The organism is Agrobacterium sp. RAC06 (assembly GCF_001713475.1).
Lineage (GTDB): Bacteria > Pseudomonadota > Alphaproteobacteria > Rhizobiales > Rhizobiaceae > Allorhizobium.
The window spans coordinates 2,195,284-2,213,229 of record NZ_CP016499.1 but is presented as its reverse complement, the minus strand read 5'-3'; the positions used below and the strand labels follow the sequence as shown (position 1 = coordinate 2,213,229).

General features: G+C 62.2%; 21 protein-coding genes. 7 read left to right on the top strand and 14 right to left on the bottom strand.

Annotation, left to right across the window (positions count from 1 at the left end; all coding sequences use genetic code 11):
* Positions 1 to 163: 163 nt before the first annotated feature.
* The gene (locus BSY240_RS10745; RefSeq protein WP_054150897.1) at positions 164 to 355 is read left to right on the top strand and encodes a CsbD family protein; all 192 of its coding nucleotides are present in this window, start codon (positions 164 to 166) and stop codon (positions 353 to 355) included.
* A 115-nt stretch (positions 356 to 470) separates the two neighbouring features.
* Here the strand turns inward: BSY240_RS10745 and BSY240_RS10740 are convergent, their stop codons facing one another.
* From BSY240_RS10740 to BSY240_RS10720, 5 genes are read right to left on the bottom strand one after another with little or no spacing between them, the layout of a single operon-like run.
* Positions 471 to 2,207: an acetyl/propionyl/methylcrotonyl-CoA carboxylase subunit alpha gene (locus BSY240_RS10740; protein WP_069042296.1), complete on the bottom strand. Its 1,737-nt coding sequence runs from the start codon at positions 2,205 to 2,207 to the stop codon at positions 471 to 473.
* Positions 2,208 to 2,254: 47 nt separating this feature from the next.
* On the bottom strand, positions 2,255 to 3,856 hold the full coding sequence (locus tag BSY240_RS10735) for a 5-oxoprolinase/urea amidolyase family protein (RefSeq protein ID WP_069042295.1): 1,602 nt from the start codon (positions 3,854 to 3,856) through the stop codon (positions 2,255 to 2,257).
* A 7-nt stretch (positions 3,857 to 3,863) separates the two neighbouring features.
* Entirely contained in the window at positions 3,864 to 4,670 is an 807-nt protein-coding gene (locus tag BSY240_RS10730) for a putative hydro-lyase (RefSeq protein WP_069042294.1), read from the bottom strand.
* A gap of 21 nt (positions 4,671 to 4,691) precedes the next feature.
* Positions 4,692 to 5,456 carry a LamB/YcsF family protein gene (locus tag BSY240_RS10725; protein ID WP_069042293.1) on the bottom strand — a complete coding sequence of 255 codons (765 nt, stop codon included), beginning with the start codon at positions 5,454 to 5,456 and terminating at the stop codon, positions 4,692 to 4,694.
* Positions 5,457 to 5,478: 22 nt separating this feature from the next.
* A complete protein-coding gene (locus BSY240_RS10720) occupies positions 5,479 to 6,693 on the bottom strand; it encodes an NRAMP family divalent metal transporter (RefSeq protein WP_150127541.1) in 1,215 nt (404 codons plus the stop codon).
* Between the two features lie 364 nt (positions 6,694 to 7,057).
* Here BSY240_RS10720 and BSY240_RS10715 point away from each other — a divergent pair, with 364 nt between their 5' ends.
* Positions 7,058 to 7,708 (top strand): GntR family transcriptional regulator, encoded by a 651-nt coding sequence (locus BSY240_RS10715; protein ID WP_069042292.1) that lies wholly within the window; start codon positions 7,058 to 7,060, stop codon positions 7,706 to 7,708.
* A 23-nt stretch (positions 7,709 to 7,731) separates the two neighbouring features.
* On the opposite strand, the gene BSY240_RS10710 is transcribed toward BSY240_RS10715, so the two are convergent.
* The 3 genes from BSY240_RS10710 to BSY240_RS10700 all read right to left on the bottom strand — a co-directional run bounded on the left by BSY240_RS10710 (position 7,732) and on the right by BSY240_RS10700 (position 10,013).
* Positions 7,732 to 8,487 (bottom strand): SDR family oxidoreductase, encoded by a 756-nt coding sequence (locus BSY240_RS10710; protein ID WP_069042291.1) that lies wholly within the window; start codon positions 8,485 to 8,487, stop codon positions 7,732 to 7,734.
* Between the two features lie 80 nt (positions 8,488 to 8,567).
* On the bottom strand, positions 8,568 to 9,077 hold the full coding sequence (locus BSY240_RS10705) for an acyl-CoA thioesterase (RefSeq protein ID WP_054150889.1): 510 nt from the start codon (positions 9,075 to 9,077) through the stop codon (positions 8,568 to 8,570).
* Between the two features lie 396 nt (positions 9,078 to 9,473).
* Positions 9,474 to 10,013, bottom strand: a complete 540-nt coding sequence (locus tag BSY240_RS10700; RefSeq protein ID WP_236759341.1) for a histidine phosphatase family protein — start codon at positions 10,011 to 10,013, stop codon at positions 9,474 to 9,476.
* A gap of 265 nt (positions 10,014 to 10,278) precedes the next feature.
* Here BSY240_RS10700 and BSY240_RS10695 point away from each other — a divergent pair, with 265 nt between their 5' ends.
* Positions 10,279 to 11,373, top strand: a complete 1,095-nt coding sequence (locus BSY240_RS10695) for a glycoside hydrolase family 25 protein (RefSeq protein WP_069042289.1) — start codon at positions 10,279 to 10,281, stop codon at positions 11,371 to 11,373.
* 22 nt (positions 11,374 to 11,395) lie between these two features.
* Here BSY240_RS10695 and BSY240_RS24140 read toward each other — a convergent pair whose 3' ends face one another.
* Positions 11,396 to 11,572, bottom strand: coding sequence for a hypothetical protein (locus BSY240_RS24140; RefSeq protein WP_171901566.1), 177 nt, complete (start codon positions 11,570 to 11,572; stop codon positions 11,396 to 11,398).
* A 365-nt stretch (positions 11,573 to 11,937) separates the two neighbouring features.
* On the opposite strand from BSY240_RS24140, the gene BSY240_RS10685 reads away from it, so the two are divergent.
* Positions 11,938 to 12,192 carry a hypothetical protein gene (locus BSY240_RS10685; RefSeq protein WP_069042287.1) on the top strand — a complete coding sequence of 85 codons (255 nt, stop codon included), beginning with the start codon at positions 11,938 to 11,940 and terminating at the stop codon, positions 12,190 to 12,192.
* 149 nt (positions 12,193 to 12,341) lie between these two features.
* Here the strand turns inward: BSY240_RS10685 and BSY240_RS10680 are convergent, their stop codons facing one another.
* Positions 12,342 to 12,617, bottom strand: coding sequence for a BON domain-containing protein (locus tag BSY240_RS10680; RefSeq protein WP_069042286.1), 276 nt, complete (start codon positions 12,615 to 12,617; stop codon positions 12,342 to 12,344).
* 101 nt (positions 12,618 to 12,718) lie between these two features.
* Between BSY240_RS10680 and BSY240_RS10675 the strand changes: the two genes are divergently transcribed.
* Both BSY240_RS10675 and BSY240_RS10670 read left to right on the top strand, forming a co-directional pair.
* Positions 12,719 to 14,410, top strand: a complete 1,692-nt coding sequence (locus tag BSY240_RS10675; RefSeq protein ID WP_083229615.1) for a sensor histidine kinase — start codon at positions 12,719 to 12,721, stop codon at positions 14,408 to 14,410.
* Between the two features lie 62 nt (positions 14,411 to 14,472).
* On the top strand, positions 14,473 to 14,703 hold the full coding sequence (locus BSY240_RS10670) for a hypothetical protein (protein WP_054150882.1): 231 nt from the start codon (positions 14,473 to 14,475) through the stop codon (positions 14,701 to 14,703).
* A 5-nt stretch (positions 14,704 to 14,708) separates the two neighbouring features.
* Here the strand turns inward: BSY240_RS10670 and BSY240_RS10665 are convergent, their stop codons facing one another.
* Together BSY240_RS10665 and BSY240_RS10660 are read right to left on the bottom strand one after the other, a co-directional pair.
* Positions 14,709 to 14,900 (bottom strand): hypothetical protein, encoded by a 192-nt coding sequence (locus tag BSY240_RS10665; protein ID WP_054150881.1) that lies wholly within the window; start codon positions 14,898 to 14,900, stop codon positions 14,709 to 14,711.
* 2 nt (positions 14,901 to 14,902) lie between these two features.
* Entirely contained in the window at positions 14,903 to 15,223 is a 321-nt protein-coding gene (locus BSY240_RS10660) for a hypothetical protein (RefSeq protein ID WP_069043934.1), read from the bottom strand.
* A gap of 100 nt (positions 15,224 to 15,323) precedes the next feature.
* Here BSY240_RS10660 and BSY240_RS10655 point away from each other — a divergent pair, with 100 nt between their 5' ends.
* A complete protein-coding gene (locus BSY240_RS10655) occupies positions 15,324 to 15,602 on the top strand; it encodes a hypothetical protein (RefSeq protein WP_069042284.1) in 279 nt (92 codons plus the stop codon).
* Positions 15,603 to 15,874: 272 nt separating this feature from the next.
* On the opposite strand, the gene glgA is transcribed toward BSY240_RS10655, so the two are convergent.
* Together glgA and BSY240_RS10640 are read right to left on the bottom strand one after the other, a co-directional pair.
* A complete protein-coding gene (glgA, locus tag BSY240_RS10645) occupies positions 15,875 to 17,326 on the bottom strand; it encodes a glycogen synthase GlgA (protein WP_069043933.1) in 1,452 nt (483 codons plus the stop codon).
* Between the two features lie 128 nt (positions 17,327 to 17,454).
* Complete coding sequence (locus BSY240_RS10640) at positions 17,455 to 17,718, bottom strand: DUF2934 domain-containing protein (protein WP_054150877.1); 264 nt, start codon at positions 17,716 to 17,718, stop codon at positions 17,455 to 17,457.
* Between the last annotated feature and the right edge of the window lie 228 nt (positions 17,719 to 17,946).

Here is a 17,946-nt window from a genome sequence, read left to right as displayed (position 1 = left end):
ACCAGCCTCATGCAGTACATTTGGCCTCAAACATCGGAACGATTCTCGCCTTAAAGCATTTTAGGATCAAGCGGATCGTAAAGCAGCGCGAGATGGACTTTCCCGGCAGATGACCGGGTAGCGAATTGGAAGCTGTGCGTCACCGCCAACAAGGAGAACGAAAATGGGTTCCACATCCGACAAGATTTCCGGCAAGTCGAATGAACTCGCAGGCAAGGCCAAGCAGGCTGTCGGCGACGCGACCGACAACCACAGCATGGAAGCCAAGGGCGCCGCTCAGGAAGCCAAGGGCCATGGCCAGCAGGCCAAGGGTGAGGCAAAGGAAGCCGTGAAGAATGTCGTCGACAAGGCCTGAGGGTCTTCGGCTTCAGCGTTTGGCCCGCCATTGGCGGGCCTTTTGCTATTCAGGCGCGGCCGAGTAGATGAAATTGGTCGACGAGGTTTCGCCGACCCTGTCAGTGCACAGGCCCTCAGTCCAGATAGCGCGCGATCTCTTGCCCGGCAGCCAGATAGGCGCCTGCCTCGCTCTTGAAGCTGACACGACCACTGCGCGCAGCGATGACCTGGGTTTCCATCTTCATCGCTTCCATCACCGCAATCAGATCGCCGCTTTGGACCTCTGCACCCTCCTCGACCTTGAACGCCTGCAACGTGCCCGAAATGGGCGCGGCAATGCTCATGCTGTCTTCCGTCTTGCCGGATGAGGCTTGTACACCGCCAGCCTGTCCGCCGGAGATATTGCCGAGGCCGGAAAGCAGTATGGCTGGGATCGCCAGTTCATGTCTTTTGCCATCGATCTCGACATGGGTCCGGATCAGGGACGTGTCACATACCGGCTCTGGACGGGAGGCGGCCGCAAGCGGCTCTGCGAAATCCGTCTCGATCCAGCGTGTGTGGACGCGGAAGCCCTCTTCTCCGGTGAAGTCGCGGCTTTCCATGGCAGCGCGATGGAAGGGCAGGACGGTCGCCACGCCTTCAATCTTGAACTCTGCGAGTGCCCTTCGAGCCCGCGCCAGCGCCTGCTTGCGCGTCGAGCCGGTCACAATCAGCTTCGCCATGAGAGAATCGAAGGTCCCGGGGATGGTGGAGCCACTAGTGACACCGGTGTCCAGACGAACGCCGGGACCCGAAGGCGGATCGAAACGGGTGATCTTACCCGGCGTCGGCAGGAAGCCGCGGCCCGGGTCTTCGGCATTGATGCGAAATTCGATTGAGTGGCCGCGCGGCGCAGGGGTCTCAAGCACTTCGAGCGCCTTGCCTTCGGCAATACGGAACTGCTCCACCACGAGATCGATGCCTGTGGTTTCCTCGGTTACGGGATGCTCGACCTGCAGACGGGTGTTCACTTCCAAGAACGAGATGGTGCCATCGACCCCGAGCAGGAATTCGACCGTACCCGCACCCGAATAACCGGCGGCTGCGCAAATCTTCTTGGCCGCGTCATGGATCGACTGACGCTGCGCGTCGGTCAGGAAGGGCGCTGGTGCCTCCTCAACGAGTTTCTGGTTGCGCCGCTGCAGCGAGCAGTCACGCGTCCCGAGGACGAGCACATTGCCATGTTTGTCGGCGAGAACCTGCGCCTCGATATGGCGCGGCCGGTCGAGGAAACGCTCTAGGAAACACTCGCCACGACCAAACGCGGCCTCGGCCTCGCGCACGGCCGAATGATAGAGCTCGGCCACTTCCTCCATCTTCCAGGCGACCTTCAGGCCGCGCCCACCGCCGCCATGGGCGGCCTTGATCGCGACGGGAAGCCCATACTTCCTGGCAAAATCAATGACCTCTTCGGCGGTTTCGACCGGACCATCGCTGCCTGCGACCAGCGGCGCACCGACCGACTGCGCGATCCGCCGTGCCTCTACCTTGTCGCCGAGCGCTTCGATGACTTCAGGGGCCGGGCCAATCCACGCAAGCCCGGCCTCCTGAACCGCGCGGGCGAACTCGGCGCGCTCGGAGAGAAAGCCGTAGCCGGGATGGACGGCATCGGCTCCTGAACGCCTCGCAATGGCGATGAGCTTTTCAATGTCGAGATAGGTCTCCGCCGGGCGGCTGCCACCGAGACCATAGGCCTCGTCTGCAAGCTTGACGAATTGCGCGTCCATGTCGGGGTCGGCATAGACGGCGACGGACTGGAGCCCGTAGTCGCGGCAGGCGCGGATGATACGCACGGCGATTTCGCCGCGATTGGCAATCAGCACTTTCTTCATCGGGGTCTCCTCAGTGTCTCCCTGGCCTCTCATCGCGGCGGTAAGCGTCATGCCCTGTCGGGCACGATCTCGGCGAAGCGCGTGATGGGCCGGAACTGGATTTTTGCATTCACCGGGATCTGCCCGGCAAGATCGAGATGATATTCGGCAACCGTGCCGATGACCGGATAGCCGCCGGTCAGCGGATGATCGGCGAGGAAGAGCACCGGCTGGCCGCTATGCGGAACCTGGATGGCGCCGGTCGCCGTTCCCTCGCTTGGAAGCTCCGCCTTATCCTTGCGTTCAAGTGATTCTGGCCCTGAAAGCCGGATACCGACCCGATTCGACTGCGGCGTCACGTCGTAGACCTGGGATGCAAGTGTGGCGATGCCGTGCTCGGTGAACCAGTCGCTGCGCGGCCCCATGACCACGTCTAGCGTGACGATGTCACCGGGTGTGGGACAGTCGAAGGCTGGGCTCTCGGTGAGCGATACAGGCGAAAGACCGCGCTCGGACGTGCCAATCGCAAGCACCGCGCCCAGGCCAACCGCCTCTGGTCCCACGACGGCCAAGGTATCTGTCGATGCGCTGCCGAGAACCGGCGCTACGTCGATACCACCGCGAAATGCGAGATAGCTGCGAGCGCCTCGTGCGGCAAAGCCGAGCGTCACGCGATCGCCGGCTTCGAGCGAGATCGGCTGATAGCTGGACGCCTCGGTCACACGGCCCTTCGCGTCCAGGATGGCGACAGGGCAGGGAGCACCGGTCAGCGCCATCACACCGGGGCCGGAGATCTCGAACGAGAAACCGCCTAGCGCAATTTCGAGACAGGCGGCGCCGACAGGATTGCCGACGGTGCGGTTCGCAGCCCGGAACGCGCCCTGGTCCAGCGCACCGGCGGACGAGACGCCTTGCCCCGTCTGACCGAAGCGACCGAGATCCTGCACCAGTGCCGGCATCGGGGCGGCCGTAACCCTGATGGATGTGGATGCCGCATGCTCGATAACAGGGGGCGGGGCTACATCCGATGTGACCGAGGTAGTGACAGTCTGTGTCCGCTTGGCCAAATCAAAGAAGCGCACCCGGTATCCCGGCTGGAAGAGGGCCGGCGGCTCGCGCGTCAGATCCCACATTTTCACGGGCGTCGTGCCGATGATCTGCCAGCCGCCGGGGCTCGCCTGCGGATAGACACCGGAGAATGCACCCGCGAGTGCAACGGAGCCGGCGGGGATCTTCGTGCGCGGGCTCTGGCGTCGCGGTACCTGCAGCATCGGATCGCCGCCGACGAGATAACCGAAGCCGGGAGCAAAGCCGCAGAAGGCGACTGTGAACTCGCTCGCGGTATGTCGATCGATCACGTCCTCAATCGACAAGCCCGTCAGATCAGCGACATCCTGGAGATCCTCCCCGTCGTAGCTGACGGGGATCTCGACCAGCATGTCGGATGGCGGGATCTTCGCCGAGAGGTCGCGCGTGCTGATCGCCGCCGCGAGCCTTTCAGCCGTCAGCGTCTCCGGACGAAAGCGGATCATCAATGTGCGCGCGGCCGGCACGATGTCGACGACGCCGTCGACCGGCTGCGCCTCCAGCGAGGCGAAGAGCGCGAGCGTCTCGTCGAGATCCTTCAATTCGACGATCAGAACGGTCAGGCTGACGGGAAGAAAACGCATCTTGGCCTCAGGCGTGATAGGCGGAATCGGGAATGTCGGTGATGAACATGTGGCCGGGTGCGTGGGTGATGGCAAACGGAACTTTCGAGGCCATGACCGCAGCTTGCGGCGTCACTCCGCAGGCCCAGAAGACCGGCACTTCACCGGGGCCAATCCGAACGGCATCGCCGAATTCCGGTTTGCCGAGATCGGCAATGCCGAGCTCTTCCGGCGCGCCAATATGCACGGGTGCGCCGTGAACCGCCGGGAAGCGGCCCGAAATCGTGGCAGCATCCGCAACGCGCCCCGCCGGGATGGGCCGCATCGAGACGACCAGATTGCCTTGCAGTCGACCCGCAGGCCGGCAGGCGCGATTGGTCAGGTACATCGGCACATTCGACTTGTCGGTGATGTGGCGGATCTCGATGCCCGCCTCCATCATCGGCGTTTCGAAGGTGAAGCTGCAGCCGATCAGGAAGCTGACGAGATCGGGATGCTCCGCCCAGGCTGCACTTGCGTCCGTCACCTCCTCGGCAAGCTGGCCGTCGCGCCAGATCCGATAGAGCGGCACATCGCGGCGCAGATCAGCGCCCTCGGCAAGCACGGTCGCATGCGAACCCGGATCGGACACGTCGAGCACCGGGCAGGCTTTCGGATTGCGCTGTGCATAGAGCAGGAAGTCGAAGGCCCAGTCGCGCGGCAAGACGATCATGTTCGCCTGTGTAAAGCCCGGTGCCACGCCGGATGTCGGCTCGACGGCACCCGCGCGATAGCGTTCGCGGGCCGTCCGTGCTTCGGCCGCATCGACATGGCGCAAGGTCTCAAGATCGATCATCGAAGTCTCTCCTTGCGGATCTCAGCGATTGAGGAAGGAGCGCACCGCGATGCCGTCCTTTTCGAAGGCCTGTCGGATTTCCTGCGCGATGGCGACGGCGCCGGGGCTGTCGCCATGGACGCAGATGGACTGCGCATCGATCTTGATCCTGGACCCGTCGATCGCCTCGATCGTGCCGTCATGCGCGAGCTGCAGCATGCGCTGTGCGATGACTGCGGAATCATGCAGGACCGCACCGGCTTCGCGACGGGACACGAGCGCACCTGCGGGCGTATAGGCCCGGTCGGCAAAGGCCTCGGCAACTACGGCGAGGCCTGAGGCGCGAGCGAGTTCCAGGATCGGTGATCCCGCAAGGCCCATCATCACCAGTGTCGGATCGATCGCCTTGATGCCATCGATGACGGCCTGACCCTGCTTGGCGTCGTGGGCTATGCGGTTGTAGAGCGCCCCATGCGGCTTCACATAGCCGACGCTGACCCCCGCTGCCGCCGCAACGCCCTTGATCGCGCCGATCTGGTAGATCACGTCGGCGGTCAGCTCCGCCGAGGTGACATCCATGTCGCGCCGGCCAAAGCCGACGCGATCCGGATAGGAGACATGCGCCCCGATCGAAACGCCGCGCTCGGCGGCAGCCTTCACGGTCTTCCAGATGCCGAGTGGATCACCGGCATGGAAACCGCAGGCGACATTGGCGCTGGAGACGATGGAGAGCATCGCCTCGTCGTCGCCCATGGCCCAGGCGCCATAGCTTTCGCCGAGGTCGCTGTTCAGATCGATGGCAGTCATGTCGTCCTCCCTTTGGTGCGAGTTACGCGGCGGTCAGCAGCGCGAAGATCGGCCCAATCGACTTGTAGCCCATGTACCAGGTGAGCGCGCAAGTCAGAGCGCCCAGGATCAGCAGCCAACGCGGATAGCGATAGCCGCCCATCAGGTCGGACCGGGCCCAGCCGGCATAGATGAAGATTGTCAGACCGATCGGCAGGATGAGGCCATTCAGACCACCGACGAAGACCAGCATCTGTGCCGGCGGCGTCGTGATGATGATGTAGAAGAACAGCGAGACGGCGATGAAGATGACGGTCGCTATGTTGCGGGCGCGTTCGGTCATGTCCTTCTTGAAGACTGTGACGAAGGACACCGAGGTATAGGCCGCGCCGATCACGGAGGTGATCGCGGCTGCCCAGAAGATGGCCCCGAAGATCCGCATGCCGACATCGCCGGCCGCCGCCTGGAAAGCCTGGGCCGCCGGGTTGGCACCCTTGCCAGTGACGTCGATGACGACACCGCTTGCGACGACGCCGAGGATGGCGAGGAAGAGTACGTAGCGCATGACGCCGGTGACGGCGATGCCGGTGAGGGCAGCGCGGTTCACGGCGCCGAGGTTTTCGATGCCGACAGTGCCCTTGTCGAGCAGGCGATGTGCGCCGGAATAGGTGATGTAGCCGCCGACCGTGCCGCCGACGATCGTCGTGATCGTGGCAAAATCAATCGTGCTCGGCAGGAAGGTCTGGAAGAAGGCGTCACCCACCGGCGGCTGCGAGACAAGCGCGACGTAGACGGTCAGGACGATCATCAACAGGCCGGCGACCACGATGACGCGGTCGATCGCCACACCTGCGCGGTGCGACAGGAAGATGCCGATCGCAATCAGTGCGCTGATCGATCCGCCCAGCTTGGGGTCGAGGCCGAGAAGCGCATTCAGGCCAAGGCCCGCACCGCCGATATTGCCGATGTTGAAGAATAACCCGCCGACGATGACGAGGATCGCCAGCACATAACCGGTGCCGGGAATGGCGGCGTTCGCAATGTCGGAGGCACGCATTTTCGTCAGCGTGACGATCCGCCAGATGTTCAGCTGCACGACGAAGTCGATGAGGATCGAGGCGAGGATCGCGAAGGCAAAGGCCGATCCGAGCTTGGTTGTGAATGTGGCTGTCTGGGTGATGAAACCAGGCCCGATGGCGGACGTTGCCATGAGGAAGATTGCGGCGATCAAGGCGCCGCGGCGCGTCTTGGCGGACATGCCGCCGGATACGGCTCCATCGGGAGCTGTCGATGTCTGTTCCATGTTACCCTCTCGGTTGACCTGCCCTGCTTTGCGCGGGGCTTGTTGTTCACCTGCTAGGTTAGCCTCTCGTGGTTTCACAATTCTGTCAATATTGTTCAACGATTTTATTTCATCGTTCTACTTGATTGCCGTAATGTTGAGCAATTTGATGCTCGGATAAGCAGATTTCGAATCTCCAAGAACAATTTTTGGCCGTGATTGGCTCCCGCCTTGCTGCGATTTCGCACATGGACGATAAGGCAGCGAAGCTGTCCACCGATCGTCGCTTCGGGATGGCTTGTGAAGCTGCACCGGGCTGACCGGCACCTGGGGAATGAGCATGGCAGAGACGGAAACGACGGCGGCCTTGGCGCCACGCCTGGCGGAAGCAATTCGCGACAGACTGATCAGCGGAGAGCTGAAGCCCGGACAGCGCTTGTCGGAAGCTGCCTTGAGCGCCGACTTTGCTGTTTCGCGCAACTCGCTGCGCGAGGCCTTCCGGCTCTTGACCAAAGACGGTCTGCTTCAGCACGAACCGAACAGGGGTGTCTTCGTCGCAACGCCCAGCATGGCCTCGATCATTGATATCTATCGCGTTCGCCGCCTGGTCGAGTGTCAGGCACTGTCCAATGCCTATCCCAACCATCCGGCAGTTATTCGCATGCAGGCGGCCGTCGAGACCGCCCGTGCGGCGAGCAAGGTCAACGACTGGACTGCGGTCGGTAGCGAGAACATGAAATTCCACGCAGCAATCGTCGATCTGGCCGACAGTGAAAGACTGGCAGGGTTTTATGCGCAGATCGCTGCCGAACTGCGCTTGAGCTTCGGCCTCCTGAAGGAGCCGGAACTGCTCCACGCGCCCTATGTCGAGATGAATGCAGCCATTCTCGAAAAGCTCGTGGCGGGCGATCCGAAGGGAGCGGCTGCTGCCTTGGAAGCCTATCTCCTGCAGTCCGAACGGACGGTGCTGGCGGCCTTCTCCCGGATCTGAAGACAGATACCTACAGGTGGCGCTCAGAGGGACGCGGTAATGCCTCCGTCCACATAGAGAATATGGCCGTTGACGAAGGACGACGCATCGGACGCGAGAAAGACGCAGGCCCCAGCCAATTCCTCGACCTTGCCCCAGCGTCCCGCCGGCGTACGCTTCGACAGCCAGGCCGTGAACTCCGGATCTGCCACGAGGGCTTCGTTGAGCGGTGTCTCGAAATAGCCAGGCGCAATCGCGTTGCATTGCAGCCCATGGCGCGCCCAATCCGTCGCCATGCCCTTGGTGAGGTTCCCGACGGCTCCCTTGGTCGCCGTATAGGGCGCGATCGTCGGACGCGCGAGCGCCGTCTGGACGCTGGCGATATTGATGATCTTGCCACGCTTGCGGTCGATCATGTGACGCGCGACGGCCTGACCGACATTGAAAACGCTCGAGACATTCGCGGCCAGTAGCTTTTCGAACGCATCGGCCGGGAAGTCTTCCAGCGGCGCCCGATGCTGCATGCCGGCATTGTTGACAAGGATGTCGATCGGCCCGACATCCGCCTCGAAGCGATCGACCGCCTCGCGCACAGCCACATGATCGGTCACGTCAAACGGCAGAATCCGCACCTCGGGTCCAAGCTCGGCTGCAGCCACCTCGAGTTTGTCCAGACTGCGTCCGTTGAGCACGATCTCCGCGCCGGCCTGCTGCAAGCCGGATGCGAGCGCAAGCCCGATGCCTTGAGATGAACCGGTGATCAGCGCCCGTCGGCCCGAAAGATCGAAAAGCTTGTGCATGGTATCCGCCTTCACTCACAATGATCGTCACGCCGGACTTGGCCAAGGCACAATCAAAGTCAAGGCAATTGGACGGCTACTCAGTTCGCTGGAAGAGTTTCGTCCGCGGTCTGGCTCGCTTCCCTGAAGCGCGCTTCGAACTCCAGGCGCAGCGCCCGTCGTGTTTCGGCAGCGCGCTGGCGGCGTTTGCGAATGTCGGTTTGCGCCGCATAGAGAGGGACAGCCGTCGGTCTGCCTTCGGCATCGACAGCGACCATGGTGAAGTAACAGGAATTCGTGTGCCGCCGCTCGCCGGTCCGGATGTTCTCGGCCTCGACCCGAATGCCGACTTCCATGGAGGTCCTACCGGCATGGTTGATCGAGGCGCGGAATGTTACGAGCTCGCCGACATGGATCGGCTGGCGAAAGACGACCTGATCCACCGACAAGGTCACCGCATATTGCTGCGAGTAGCGCGAAGCGCAGGAATAGGCCACCCGATCGAGCAGATTGAGCAGCGCGCCGCCATGCACCTTGCCGGAAAAGTTGGCCATGTCGGGTGTCATCAGGACCACCATCTCGAGTTGACTGGTGTCGTGCGGTTCGTCCATGAGATGCCCTCTGCGCTTTCTATTCTGCTCCCCATCCTATTGTGCGGCGCGATAGGCGCAAGTGTCACACTGCGCAGGCAGAAGAGTTGTTGAGGCACCACTGAGGCAGCCGACGCGTCGTGCTTCCTGCCAACTCTGCGAGGTCAGCACAGCGTGCACGATTTTGCCGTGACTGCGACGACACCTCGGGATTGATCCCATTGACACGGCAGACCAAGCGCACGAACCGATCGATGCAGATTTTAGACTCCCGTCATGCCTGCATTTGGAGAAATATGCGGCCGCCGACCCTGCCGGCGCGTCCGCTGGGGCATGTCTGGATTGCCGCCGCACCTAAGCATGTTTCAAGTCATTTCATCACGCGCGGTCCCCATTTGTGCCGCATGATTTTTCCTGTCATGCCCCGGCGGACTGCCGGCCGATAACGCTGACCGCGCCGGCTGCATTCATGCTCGTGAAGACGAGTTCACCGCTATGCGGAACGATCGATGTCAGCCCCGTGATGTTGACCTGATGCGTGACGAGTACCAGAGGCAGGTCGCCCGGACTGCTCGATAGCCAAGCCCTGAGCGCTTCCGTCTGTGTGGCGCCGTTCTCCGCCCGGCCGAAAAAGGAATTGAGAAGCGGCTGCGGCGACACCGGCCCGAGGTCCAGTAGACGCGCGGTGTCGAGACACCGGCACCATTCGCTCGAATAGACCGCCGCCCTGTCGATCCCGTTTTCGCGCAGCAAGGAGCCGATGCGCTGCGCCTGGGTCCGGCCCTCATCGGAGAGATTGCGCTGTGTGCTGCAATCGCCGACGCGCATGCCCGGAGGATCGCCTGTCCCCGGCGCGATCGCATGCCGGAGAAGCACTAAGGCGCGCCTAGTGCGCAGTGCTTCCCAGGGATCGGCACTGCGCGCCGGCTGGCTCGCCAGTACGAACAACGAAGTCATCAGAAAAGAGCGTCGCGAAGGCATGGCGGTCGTTCCCTGGGCTCAGGATATCCGAATATACATTTTACGGAGTCCGAAACCCTTAGGATCGCGCCGAGGCTGCACATCTGTGTGAACGGACAGTATTTGGCGTCACAGCATCGAAGCCTGATGCGGCCCGTAAAGATTGCATTCACCTTTTCCCGGTAAAGCTTTGTTAGCAATTCCCAGAGGCCCCGGGTGTCCGACTTCGAATGCGCCCGGCATTAGTTTTGAGTTCTGTGCCATGCGTTCCAAGGTTGTCCCTTCGCTCCTCATCGGCTGTCTGGTACTTGCCGGCTGCAGCGCTCGGACCAATCCGATAGAAGCCCTGCAATTGCGTTCAAACCCAGCGCCTGAACAGGTTCAGACTGCAGCAGCCCCGACACCCGCCGTTGCCGTCAGCGAGCAAACCGGTTCCATTTCGTCCAGCACCTCTACCTCCGGCCGTGACCCGCAGGCTTTGTCCTGGGCTGGTGACACGCCGAACCAGGCGCATTTCGATACGCCGTCGATGACCGCCGGCATGCCCGTACCCGATCAGCGCCCAATGGCCATGCTGTCCTCCCCGATACGCGCGGTCCTGGCACCTCGGGACCCGGCAGCGCGGTCCAGCGGACGTCATCGTGTTTACAATCAGCGCTTCAGCGACGCCAAACCGATCAATTTCGGCAAGGTGGCACCGAAACATCATGCCGTACACGGCGTCGACGTTTCGCGCTGGCAGGGCAACATCGACTGGCAGACCTTGCGCAGCCAGGGCGCCAACTTCGCCTATATCAAGGCCACGGATGGTGGCGACCATCTCGATCCGATGTTTCGCACCAATTGGGATCGAGCCAAGGAGGCCGGCGTAAAGCGCGGCGCCTATCACTTCTTCTATTGGTGCCGCGTGGCCTCGGAGCAGGCGGACTGGTTCATCCGCAACGTGCCGCGTGATCCGGATGCCCTGCCGCCTGTTATCGACGTCGAATACAATGGCGAATCCAGCTGCCGCTTCCGCCTGTCGCCGGAAAAGGCGCGCGAAAAGATGCAGGTCTTCATGGATCGTCTCGAGCGACACTACGGCAAGAGGCCGGTCATCTACACGGCCCCTGACTTCTACAAGGACAATCTGCGCGGCCACTTCCGCGATTATCCCTTCTGGCTGCGCTCTGTTGCGGCCCATCCGTCCAAGGTCTATCCGGACCGCAAATGGGTCTTCTGGCAGTATTCCGGCTCCGGCCTGTCGCAGGGCGTCAACGGCAAGATCGACCTGAACGTCTTCTATGGCTCGGTCACCGACTGGCAGAATTGGGTCGCCGGAAAGAAGAGCTGGGAGCGTGTTGCGGGCCTGCGTTGAGGCCCGCGTTCACACCTTCGCCTCAGATTGGTGATGGCTCCGTCACCGGCGGATCACGCGTCTCGTCGGGATTGGGTGTCGGCACCTCGTCCGGCAAGACATCCGGTTGCGGCTCATCGATCGGGACTTCCGGGGTCCAGGTCGGAGCGGGCATCGGGGGCTGGTCGTCATAGGGTGTCGAAGGGGTTGGGGTCGTCATGATCATCTCCCTGAGAGCCGCCCGCCGCGGGATGCGGCCGAGTTCGGCATCATGAAGAAGCAATTCCGCCGCCCTCGACTTTGTTCCTGAAAACCCTCCCGCCCTTACGGCCGCCATTCTAGGTTCCTCGCATCAGTGCCGTAACCTCCCGCTTCTCCCCATGCTTCGATCCGCAGGATGCACCGAGCGAAAGGGCGAGCGGTCATGCCGCAACATGCTCAACCATACATGCGGCATCTCTCACGGTTCGCGGCAGGAAGCCTGATCGTTACCTGCGGTTAGCAGGCGCTGACGAAGAAAAATTGCATCCTGGCAGGAACCCTTCAGCCGATCGCGCGTTCGGGCGGTATCAGGAGGAGTGCGGCATGACACAGGTGTATTGCGATATAGTCCCCCAGGCGAACGGTTGGTGTTTCCTCTCGGAGGAGGGACAGTCGGCCGTCTATCCGAGCTATCGGCTCGCGGTAGAAGCCGCACGGGACCGTTCCGCTAGCCAGGTTTCCATCCAGAAGGTGACGGTTTTGCGCCAGCAGGATTTGCGGGGGCGCATGCAGGAGATCGCCGGCATTGCGCAGGCATGGGGGCCGGACGGCACGACCGGCATGGGTGGGCGCGCCTGACATTTCGTCTGGCGAGAAAAATCGGAATATCGGTGAGATCGATCATCGCAAAGGTGGCTTCGACGGGGCCGTGGGGTTGGTGTGAAGCCTTTCCCCGGCGGCCGTCTGTCATGCGGCAGCGCGACATTTGCGAGACCAAGTCTCCGCTGTCAGGGCGCTTCGTCGCTTTCCATCCGAACCGTGACCTTTTCGACCCCGGGAACTGCGAGTGCAACTTCCACGGCCCTGTCCATCTCGTCGCGCGTCGCCACCACGCCAAACAGGAAGATCTCCTTGCCAGTTGCGACGACGCGAAGGCCTTCGGCCCCGACGCCGTCGGAGGCGGCCAGCGCGTCGGCAACCTGCTGTTCGAGTCGCGCCTCGGCCGGGAACTCTTCGGCCACTTCGGGCTCCTCTCCATGGAAACGCTGCGGCTTGAAAATCATGGAAACCTCCTGTGTCGCGGTTACCTTCCTAACGCCCGCCCTCGGATTTGGTTCGCCAAGGTGCCCATGATTTCTAAGCTCAGCTGCGGGAGGGTAGCGCCTTGAACCGCGTTGGCAGGTTGTTTGCTGGTCTCTTTCCGACAGCGTCGATCGGCTCATACCTCGCCGCGATGGCCGTTCTGGCGACAGTGCCGCTGCTCGCCTTTGTCGCCTTTTTGCTGTTGCAGCTTGAGCGATCACAATTTCAGACCATGCGCACCGACGTGGCGGATGACGCCCAGGCCATTAGCCGTGCCGTCGAGCGCAAGATCGCCGATATGGAAACGACGCTTGCCCTTGTGGCAAACTCCGTCGAGTTGCAGCAGGGCGACCTCCAGGCATTCCACGCGCGCGTCGGAGAAAGCCTCAAGGAAAGCTCTCTCTATGTCATGTTGGCGCGGCGGGACGGGGTGCAAATCCTGAACACGCGGATGCCTTGGGGCGCTACGCTGAAACCCATGGCCAATCCGGGCTCGGTCATGGCGGCTCTGCGCTCCGGCAAGGCCGAGCTCTCAAACGTCTTCTTCGGCGCGACGAGTGAGCGCTGGGTGGTCAACCTCACCATGCCCGTCACCGCACGGACATCGGACGGTATCGACGCCATCGTGCTCACACAGGATGCGGCGAGCCTTGCAAGCCTTGCCGCCCGCGACGCCTTACCGCCCGGATGGTCGTCCGCGCTGGTGGATGGCGATGGTCGCATCGTCGTGTCAAATGGCGCCGAAAACCAGCCTTCCGGTGCTGAGATCGAGCAAAGCTGGCTGGATTTGATGTACGGCTCCAACAACAGTGCCGTATTCTATCAGAATGGTCGGCAATATCTGATGGGGTACGCGAAAGTCGCGGACTGGCCATGGCGGGCTCTGGTCTGGGGCCCGGTCGACAGCCTCAAGGGCTCGTTCATCACCCTGTGGCAGAGCCTCTTGATCGGCAGCCTCGTGCTACTCACTCTGCTGCTCGGCATCGTTCTCGTTGCGGCACACCACTTGCGCTCAGCGATCCGCAGGATTGCCTTTATGGCGGAACGCATCGGCCATGGCGAGATCGTCTCGCCGGAGCGCACCAAGATCGTCGAGGCCAACCAAGTGGCAGTGGCTCTGTCGAATGCGTCCTTCGACAGGGCGGAGGCGGAGGAACGCATTCACTTCATTCTGCAGGAACTCGTTCACCGCACCAAGAACATCCTCTCGCTCGTCCAGGCGATGATGCGGCAGCTGGCGCGCGGCACCGATGATGTCGAGGAGTTTCAGCGGGCCGTCAGCGGTCGCCTGGCAGGGCTCGCCCAATCGATCGAGGCGCTTGCCAAGCAGCAATGGGGAGGCATTCCGCTGACCTCTCTCGTCGATTTGCAGCTGACCACCGTCACCGGATCGGCTGACCGCATCCATCGCCGTGGTCCGGATCTGCTGGTGAATGCGAATGCAGTCCAAAACCTCGGCCTGGCTTTTCACGAACTGGCGACCAATTCCGTCAAATACGGCGCGCTATCGGTTCTCGAAGGCCGGCTTCGGATCGAATGGGAGGTGCTGGAGCCGGAGACGCCAGATGAAGAGCCCCGACTTCGGCTGCAATGGATCGAACAGTACGGCCCGCCGGTCACAAAGCCCACTCGGCGTGGCTTTGGATCGACCGTCATCGATCGTCATGCGGCCAGCGCATTTGCCGGCGACGTCACCATCGATTTCGACCCTGCAGGCTTGCGTTGGACGCTGGTCGCGCCGCTGTCCTCTTTCCTTGCAGGATCCACCGACTAGGCGGTCAGAGGAACCTTTCGGTACGCCACGGGGTTGATGATGACCACTTTGGAGGACCGACCATGACTGACGATCACCGTGAAGCCGACAAGACCCGAATTCATGACGATGCGAAGGGCCAGTTCGCGGGCACACAGGCCGGCGGCGACAACAACGGTGTTGCCAGCGCCAAGCCGACCGTGGTGACAGGATCCGAAGACGCCACCGTCAACAAGTGGCCTCCGGGCGAGAAAGACGCGCCGAAAGACTGGGACGCCAATTTCGACATCCGCGAACAGACCAACCGTCGCTGATCAGGTCAGAATTTGCCTGACCCCATGCGCGCGCCATTGATCTGGGCGGGCACTGCCACGAGCGCGCGGGAGCGCTCACGAAGCGGCAGATCGGCGCGCAGCGGCAATGCCACCTGCGGGTGTTCCTTGGCCGCTGTGCCGCTATGCTTCGGCTTGCGCACCTGTGCGAGCAGTCTCGTCATTATTTTTGTGATCATATTCATTTCCTCTCCTTGATCGCCTCGGTAAAGCCGTTCGGTTCATTGAGGTCAGTCACTGTGCGCCGGAGGGCGGCTGCGCGCCCCTTGGCCGTGTCGAGGATCTCCCGGATCACCTCACCCTTCTCATGACCGCGCCCAATGCCGGCGGACGGCTCTGCGCCCGGATCTTCCGCACCGTCGCGCAGGAGCACTTCCTGTTCGAGATTGCGCAGCAGTTCTGGAGCACCCTCCGGTGAGATCAGGATTTCGCTCAGGAGCGAGACCAGGATTTCCCGGTGTGCGTTGAGCCGGGCCTCCAGCGTCTTCAGATCGCTGTCCACTGTGCTTTCTCCTTCTGTGATCAGCCTTAGAAAGGGGAACATTGGGCCGCCCCAAAAGTTTCCTGAAGGCGTAATTTCTTCTGTCGAAAAGGAGTGGATCATGTCCGAGACGGTGCGTCCGCCACGCTGGCGTCGCTTCCCCGATCCGCGTGACCGGCTGATTGTCGCGCTGTTCGCCCAACTGGAGGCGGAACGGCAGACACGCGAAACACTGCGCCAGGCAATCCGCTCTGGCGCCATCGACCCCGCTGTACTCGAGGCCATCGCCGAAGACCCGGTTCCGGCGAGCAGCGATGACATTGCAGCACTCGAACGCACCATAGCTTTTCGTGAGCGCTTAAACGGCGATGGCGACTATCACAGCGAGGATTGGAGATGACCTGGACGAAGACAACGGCTGTTTTTGCCGGCCTTGCATTGCTCACCGCATGCGGCGATGGCAGCAACAACTCCACTAACTCGCAGCAGGATGTGGCCCCGGGTACTTTGCCGGCGATGGAAACCGACCCGGACCCCACCCCGCAGACGGGGACGGGTGGTGCGGGCCAGAGCAGACCGAGCGGACGGACAAATCCCTGATCGCAGATCCTGAAATGAACAGAGGGCCCGGTATCTTCCGGGCCCTCTGTTCATGTGGAATGACAGCACGGGTCAGTGATGCAACTCTGCACTCGGTTCCGTCAGCCTTCCATAGACTTCCGCATAGCTTTCGGCACTGCGGTCCCAGGAATAGTCCGCACGCATCGCCTGCAACTGCAGCCTTGCCCATTGGCGCTTATCGCCATAGGCATCGATTGCGCGACGCAAGGCATGGCGCAGCCCTTCCTGTCGAACCGGATGGAACTGGAAGCCGGTGGCCACGCGGGCTGAAATCGCCGCATCATTGGCGTCGATGATCGTTTCGGACAGGCCTCCGGTGCGTGATACTACGGGCACGCACCCGTAACGCAGCGCATAGAGTTGAGTGAGGCCGCAGGGCTCGAAACGCGACGGCTGAATAATTGCGTCGGAACCGCCATGAATGAGATGCGCCGTGGGCTCGCTGTAGCCGACCGACACTGCCATGCGTCCCGGGAAGCGCGCCGCAGTCGCCTTCAGGGCATCCTCGATGTCGTGGTCACCCTGGCCATGCACGATGAGCCGCCCACCCCGGTAGAAGATCTCGTCCGCGACTTCGGCCAGCATGTCCATGCCCTTTTGCCACGTGATCCGGGTTACAGCGGAGAAGAGAGGACCGTCGCCCGGCTCCAGGTTGAAGCGTTCGAGCAGGAGGGCCTTGTTATTCCTCTTGTTGCGCACCGTCTTCACATCGTAGCGGAAGGGCAGGTAGGGGTCCGTGGCCGGATTCCAGACCTCCTTGTCGATCCCGTTGACGATCCCCTGCAATCTGTCCATGCGCGCATTCAGCACACCGTCCAATCCCATGCCGAAGGTCGGCGAGAGAATTTCGCGCGCATAGGTGGGGCTGACGACGGTGATGTGATCGGCCGTCACCAGGCCACCCTTGAGGTAGCTGATGTCGCCGAAATACTCCATCTGCTCGACGGAATAGACCTCCGGCGGCAGACCGATCTGCGGCAGCAGCGATGCCGAATACTGCCCCTGGAAAGCGAGGTTGTGGATGGTGAGCACAACAGGCACGGCAGAGCCCATCTGCCGCAGATAGACCGAGGTCAGCGCAGACTGCCAGTCATGGGTATGGACCAGATCCGGCTTCCAGCCGGGCAAGACCCCAGCCGCAATCTCGGCGCCGGCAAGCGAGAGCACCGCAAACCGCTTCCAGTTGTCGGCATGATCGACGCCGTGCTCGTCGACATAGGGACCGCCGGGACGATCATAGAGCGTCGGTGCATCAAGAACGAAGAGGCTGAGGCCGTCGATTTCCAGGTGGCGCAAGGTCGCCTTCTCGCCGAGCAGATCGTCGAACTCCATCAGTGGCGGATGAAGACGCGCGAGCGCGAGGATCGACGGATATCCGGGCACGAGCGTATGGGTTTCTATGCCATAGGAGGAAAGTGCCTTTGGCAGCGCTCCGGTTACGTCCGCCAGACCGCCGGTCTTGATCAGCGGATAGATTTCCGAGGTGACCGCCAGCACATGCAAGGGAACCCTCGTCGGGTAGTGACGGCCCGGGCGATGCTCTTCCTCGTCCCGGTGATAGGCGTCCCGCACCCGCTGGATGAATTGCGCCCGGCTGAGCGCCAATGAAAGATCGCCTCCTGGCACCTTGGTCACCCTTTCCGGCTCCTTACCGCCTTTTTGGCCGGACGAACCGGTTCCTCGGTGATGACAAGACCTTCTTGCTCTGCCGAAGTCTGGGCCTCTGCGATCCGGCGGCCGGACTTGGCCGTGGTCTGGCGTGCTGCTGCCTGCAGGGTTTCCCAGTCGGTGAGTGCTGTCTGCCAATGAGCTTCGTCCCGACCATCGGGACGGCCTTCCTCTTCCCACAGCGAATAGGCCCGCCGGGCAATCCAGTCATAGTCTCGTTCAGGCATGGCAATTCTCCGTCGTCGCCCATTGCACGTTCCGCACGCAATCGTATTCGGCCGAGTGCGGTCTCGTCGCACCCGCCGGCTCCCCGGTCAGATCTGTCTTCGATACCCCCATACCGACTTCAAATCCTCCGGCTCATCATTGGAGAGGAACAGGCAAGAGAGGAACGCCATCAGGGGCAATCGGTTCCCGTTGCAACTGGCGATTTGAGCGCTCATCGGAACCGTTCC

What these genes read in the sequence shown, in the direction of transcription:
- BSY240_RS10740 (WP_069042296.1), bottom strand. Translation starts at nt 2,207, where the DNA reads ATGAAGAAAGTGCTGATTGCCAATCGCGGCGAAATCGCCGTGCGTATC.
- BSY240_RS10685 (WP_069042287.1), top strand. Translation starts at nt 11,938, where the DNA reads ATGACACAGGTGTATTGCGATATAGTCCCCCAGGCGAACGGTTGGTGT.
- BSY240_RS10655 (WP_069042284.1), top strand. Translation starts at nt 15,324, where the DNA reads ATGTCCGAGACGGTGCGTCCGCCACGCTGGCGTCGCTTCCCCGATCCG.
- BSY240_RS10665 (WP_054150881.1), bottom strand. Translation starts at nt 14,900, where the DNA reads ATGATCACAAAAATAATGACGAGACTGCTCGCACAGGTGCGCAAGCCG.
- BSY240_RS10735 (WP_069042295.1), bottom strand. Translation starts at nt 3,856, where the DNA reads ATGCGTTTTCTTCCCGTCAGCCTGACCGTTCTGATCGTCGAATTGAAG.
- BSY240_RS10695 (WP_069042289.1), top strand. Translation starts at nt 10,279, where the DNA reads ATGCGTTCCAAGGTTGTCCCTTCGCTCCTCATCGGCTGTCTGGTACTT.
- BSY240_RS10640 (WP_054150877.1), bottom strand. Translation starts at nt 17,718, where the DNA reads ATGCCTGAACGAGACTATGACTGGATTGCCCGGCGGGCCTATTCGCTG.
- BSY240_RS10725 (WP_069042293.1), bottom strand. Translation starts at nt 5,456, where the DNA reads ATGACTGCCATCGATCTGAACAGCGACCTCGGCGAAAGCTATGGCGCC.
- BSY240_RS10670 (WP_054150882.1), top strand. Translation starts at nt 14,473, where the DNA reads ATGACTGACGATCACCGTGAAGCCGACAAGACCCGAATTCATGACGAT.
- BSY240_RS10720 (WP_150127541.1), bottom strand. Translation starts at nt 6,693, where the DNA reads ATGTCCGCCAAGACGCGCCGCGGCGCCTTGATCGCCGCAATCTTCCTC.
- BSY240_RS10710 (WP_069042291.1), bottom strand. Translation starts at nt 8,487, where the DNA reads ATGCACAAGCTTTTCGATCTTTCGGGCCGACGGGCGCTGATCACCGGT.
- BSY240_RS24140 (WP_171901566.1), bottom strand. Translation starts at nt 11,572, where the DNA reads ATGACGACCCCAACCCCTTCGACACCCTATGACGACCAGCCCCCGATG.
- BSY240_RS10715 (WP_069042292.1), top strand. Translation starts at nt 7,058, where the DNA reads ATGGCAGAGACGGAAACGACGGCGGCCTTGGCGCCACGCCTGGCGGAA.
- BSY240_RS10705 (WP_054150889.1), bottom strand. Translation starts at nt 9,077, where the DNA reads ATGGACGAACCGCACGACACCAGTCAACTCGAGATGGTGGTCCTGATG.
- BSY240_RS10730 (WP_069042294.1), bottom strand. Translation starts at nt 4,670, where the DNA reads ATGATCGATCTTGAGACCTTGCGCCATGTCGATGCGGCCGAAGCACGG.
- BSY240_RS10700 (WP_236759341.1), bottom strand. Translation starts at nt 10,013, where the DNA reads ATGACTTCGTTGTTCGTACTGGCGAGCCAGCCGGCGCGCAGTGCCGAT.
- BSY240_RS10680 (WP_069042286.1), bottom strand. Translation starts at nt 12,617, where the DNA reads ATGATTTTCAAGCCGCAGCGTTTCCATGGAGAGGAGCCCGAAGTGGCC.
- BSY240_RS10745 (WP_054150897.1), top strand. Translation starts at nt 164, where the DNA reads ATGGGTTCCACATCCGACAAGATTTCCGGCAAGTCGAATGAACTCGCA.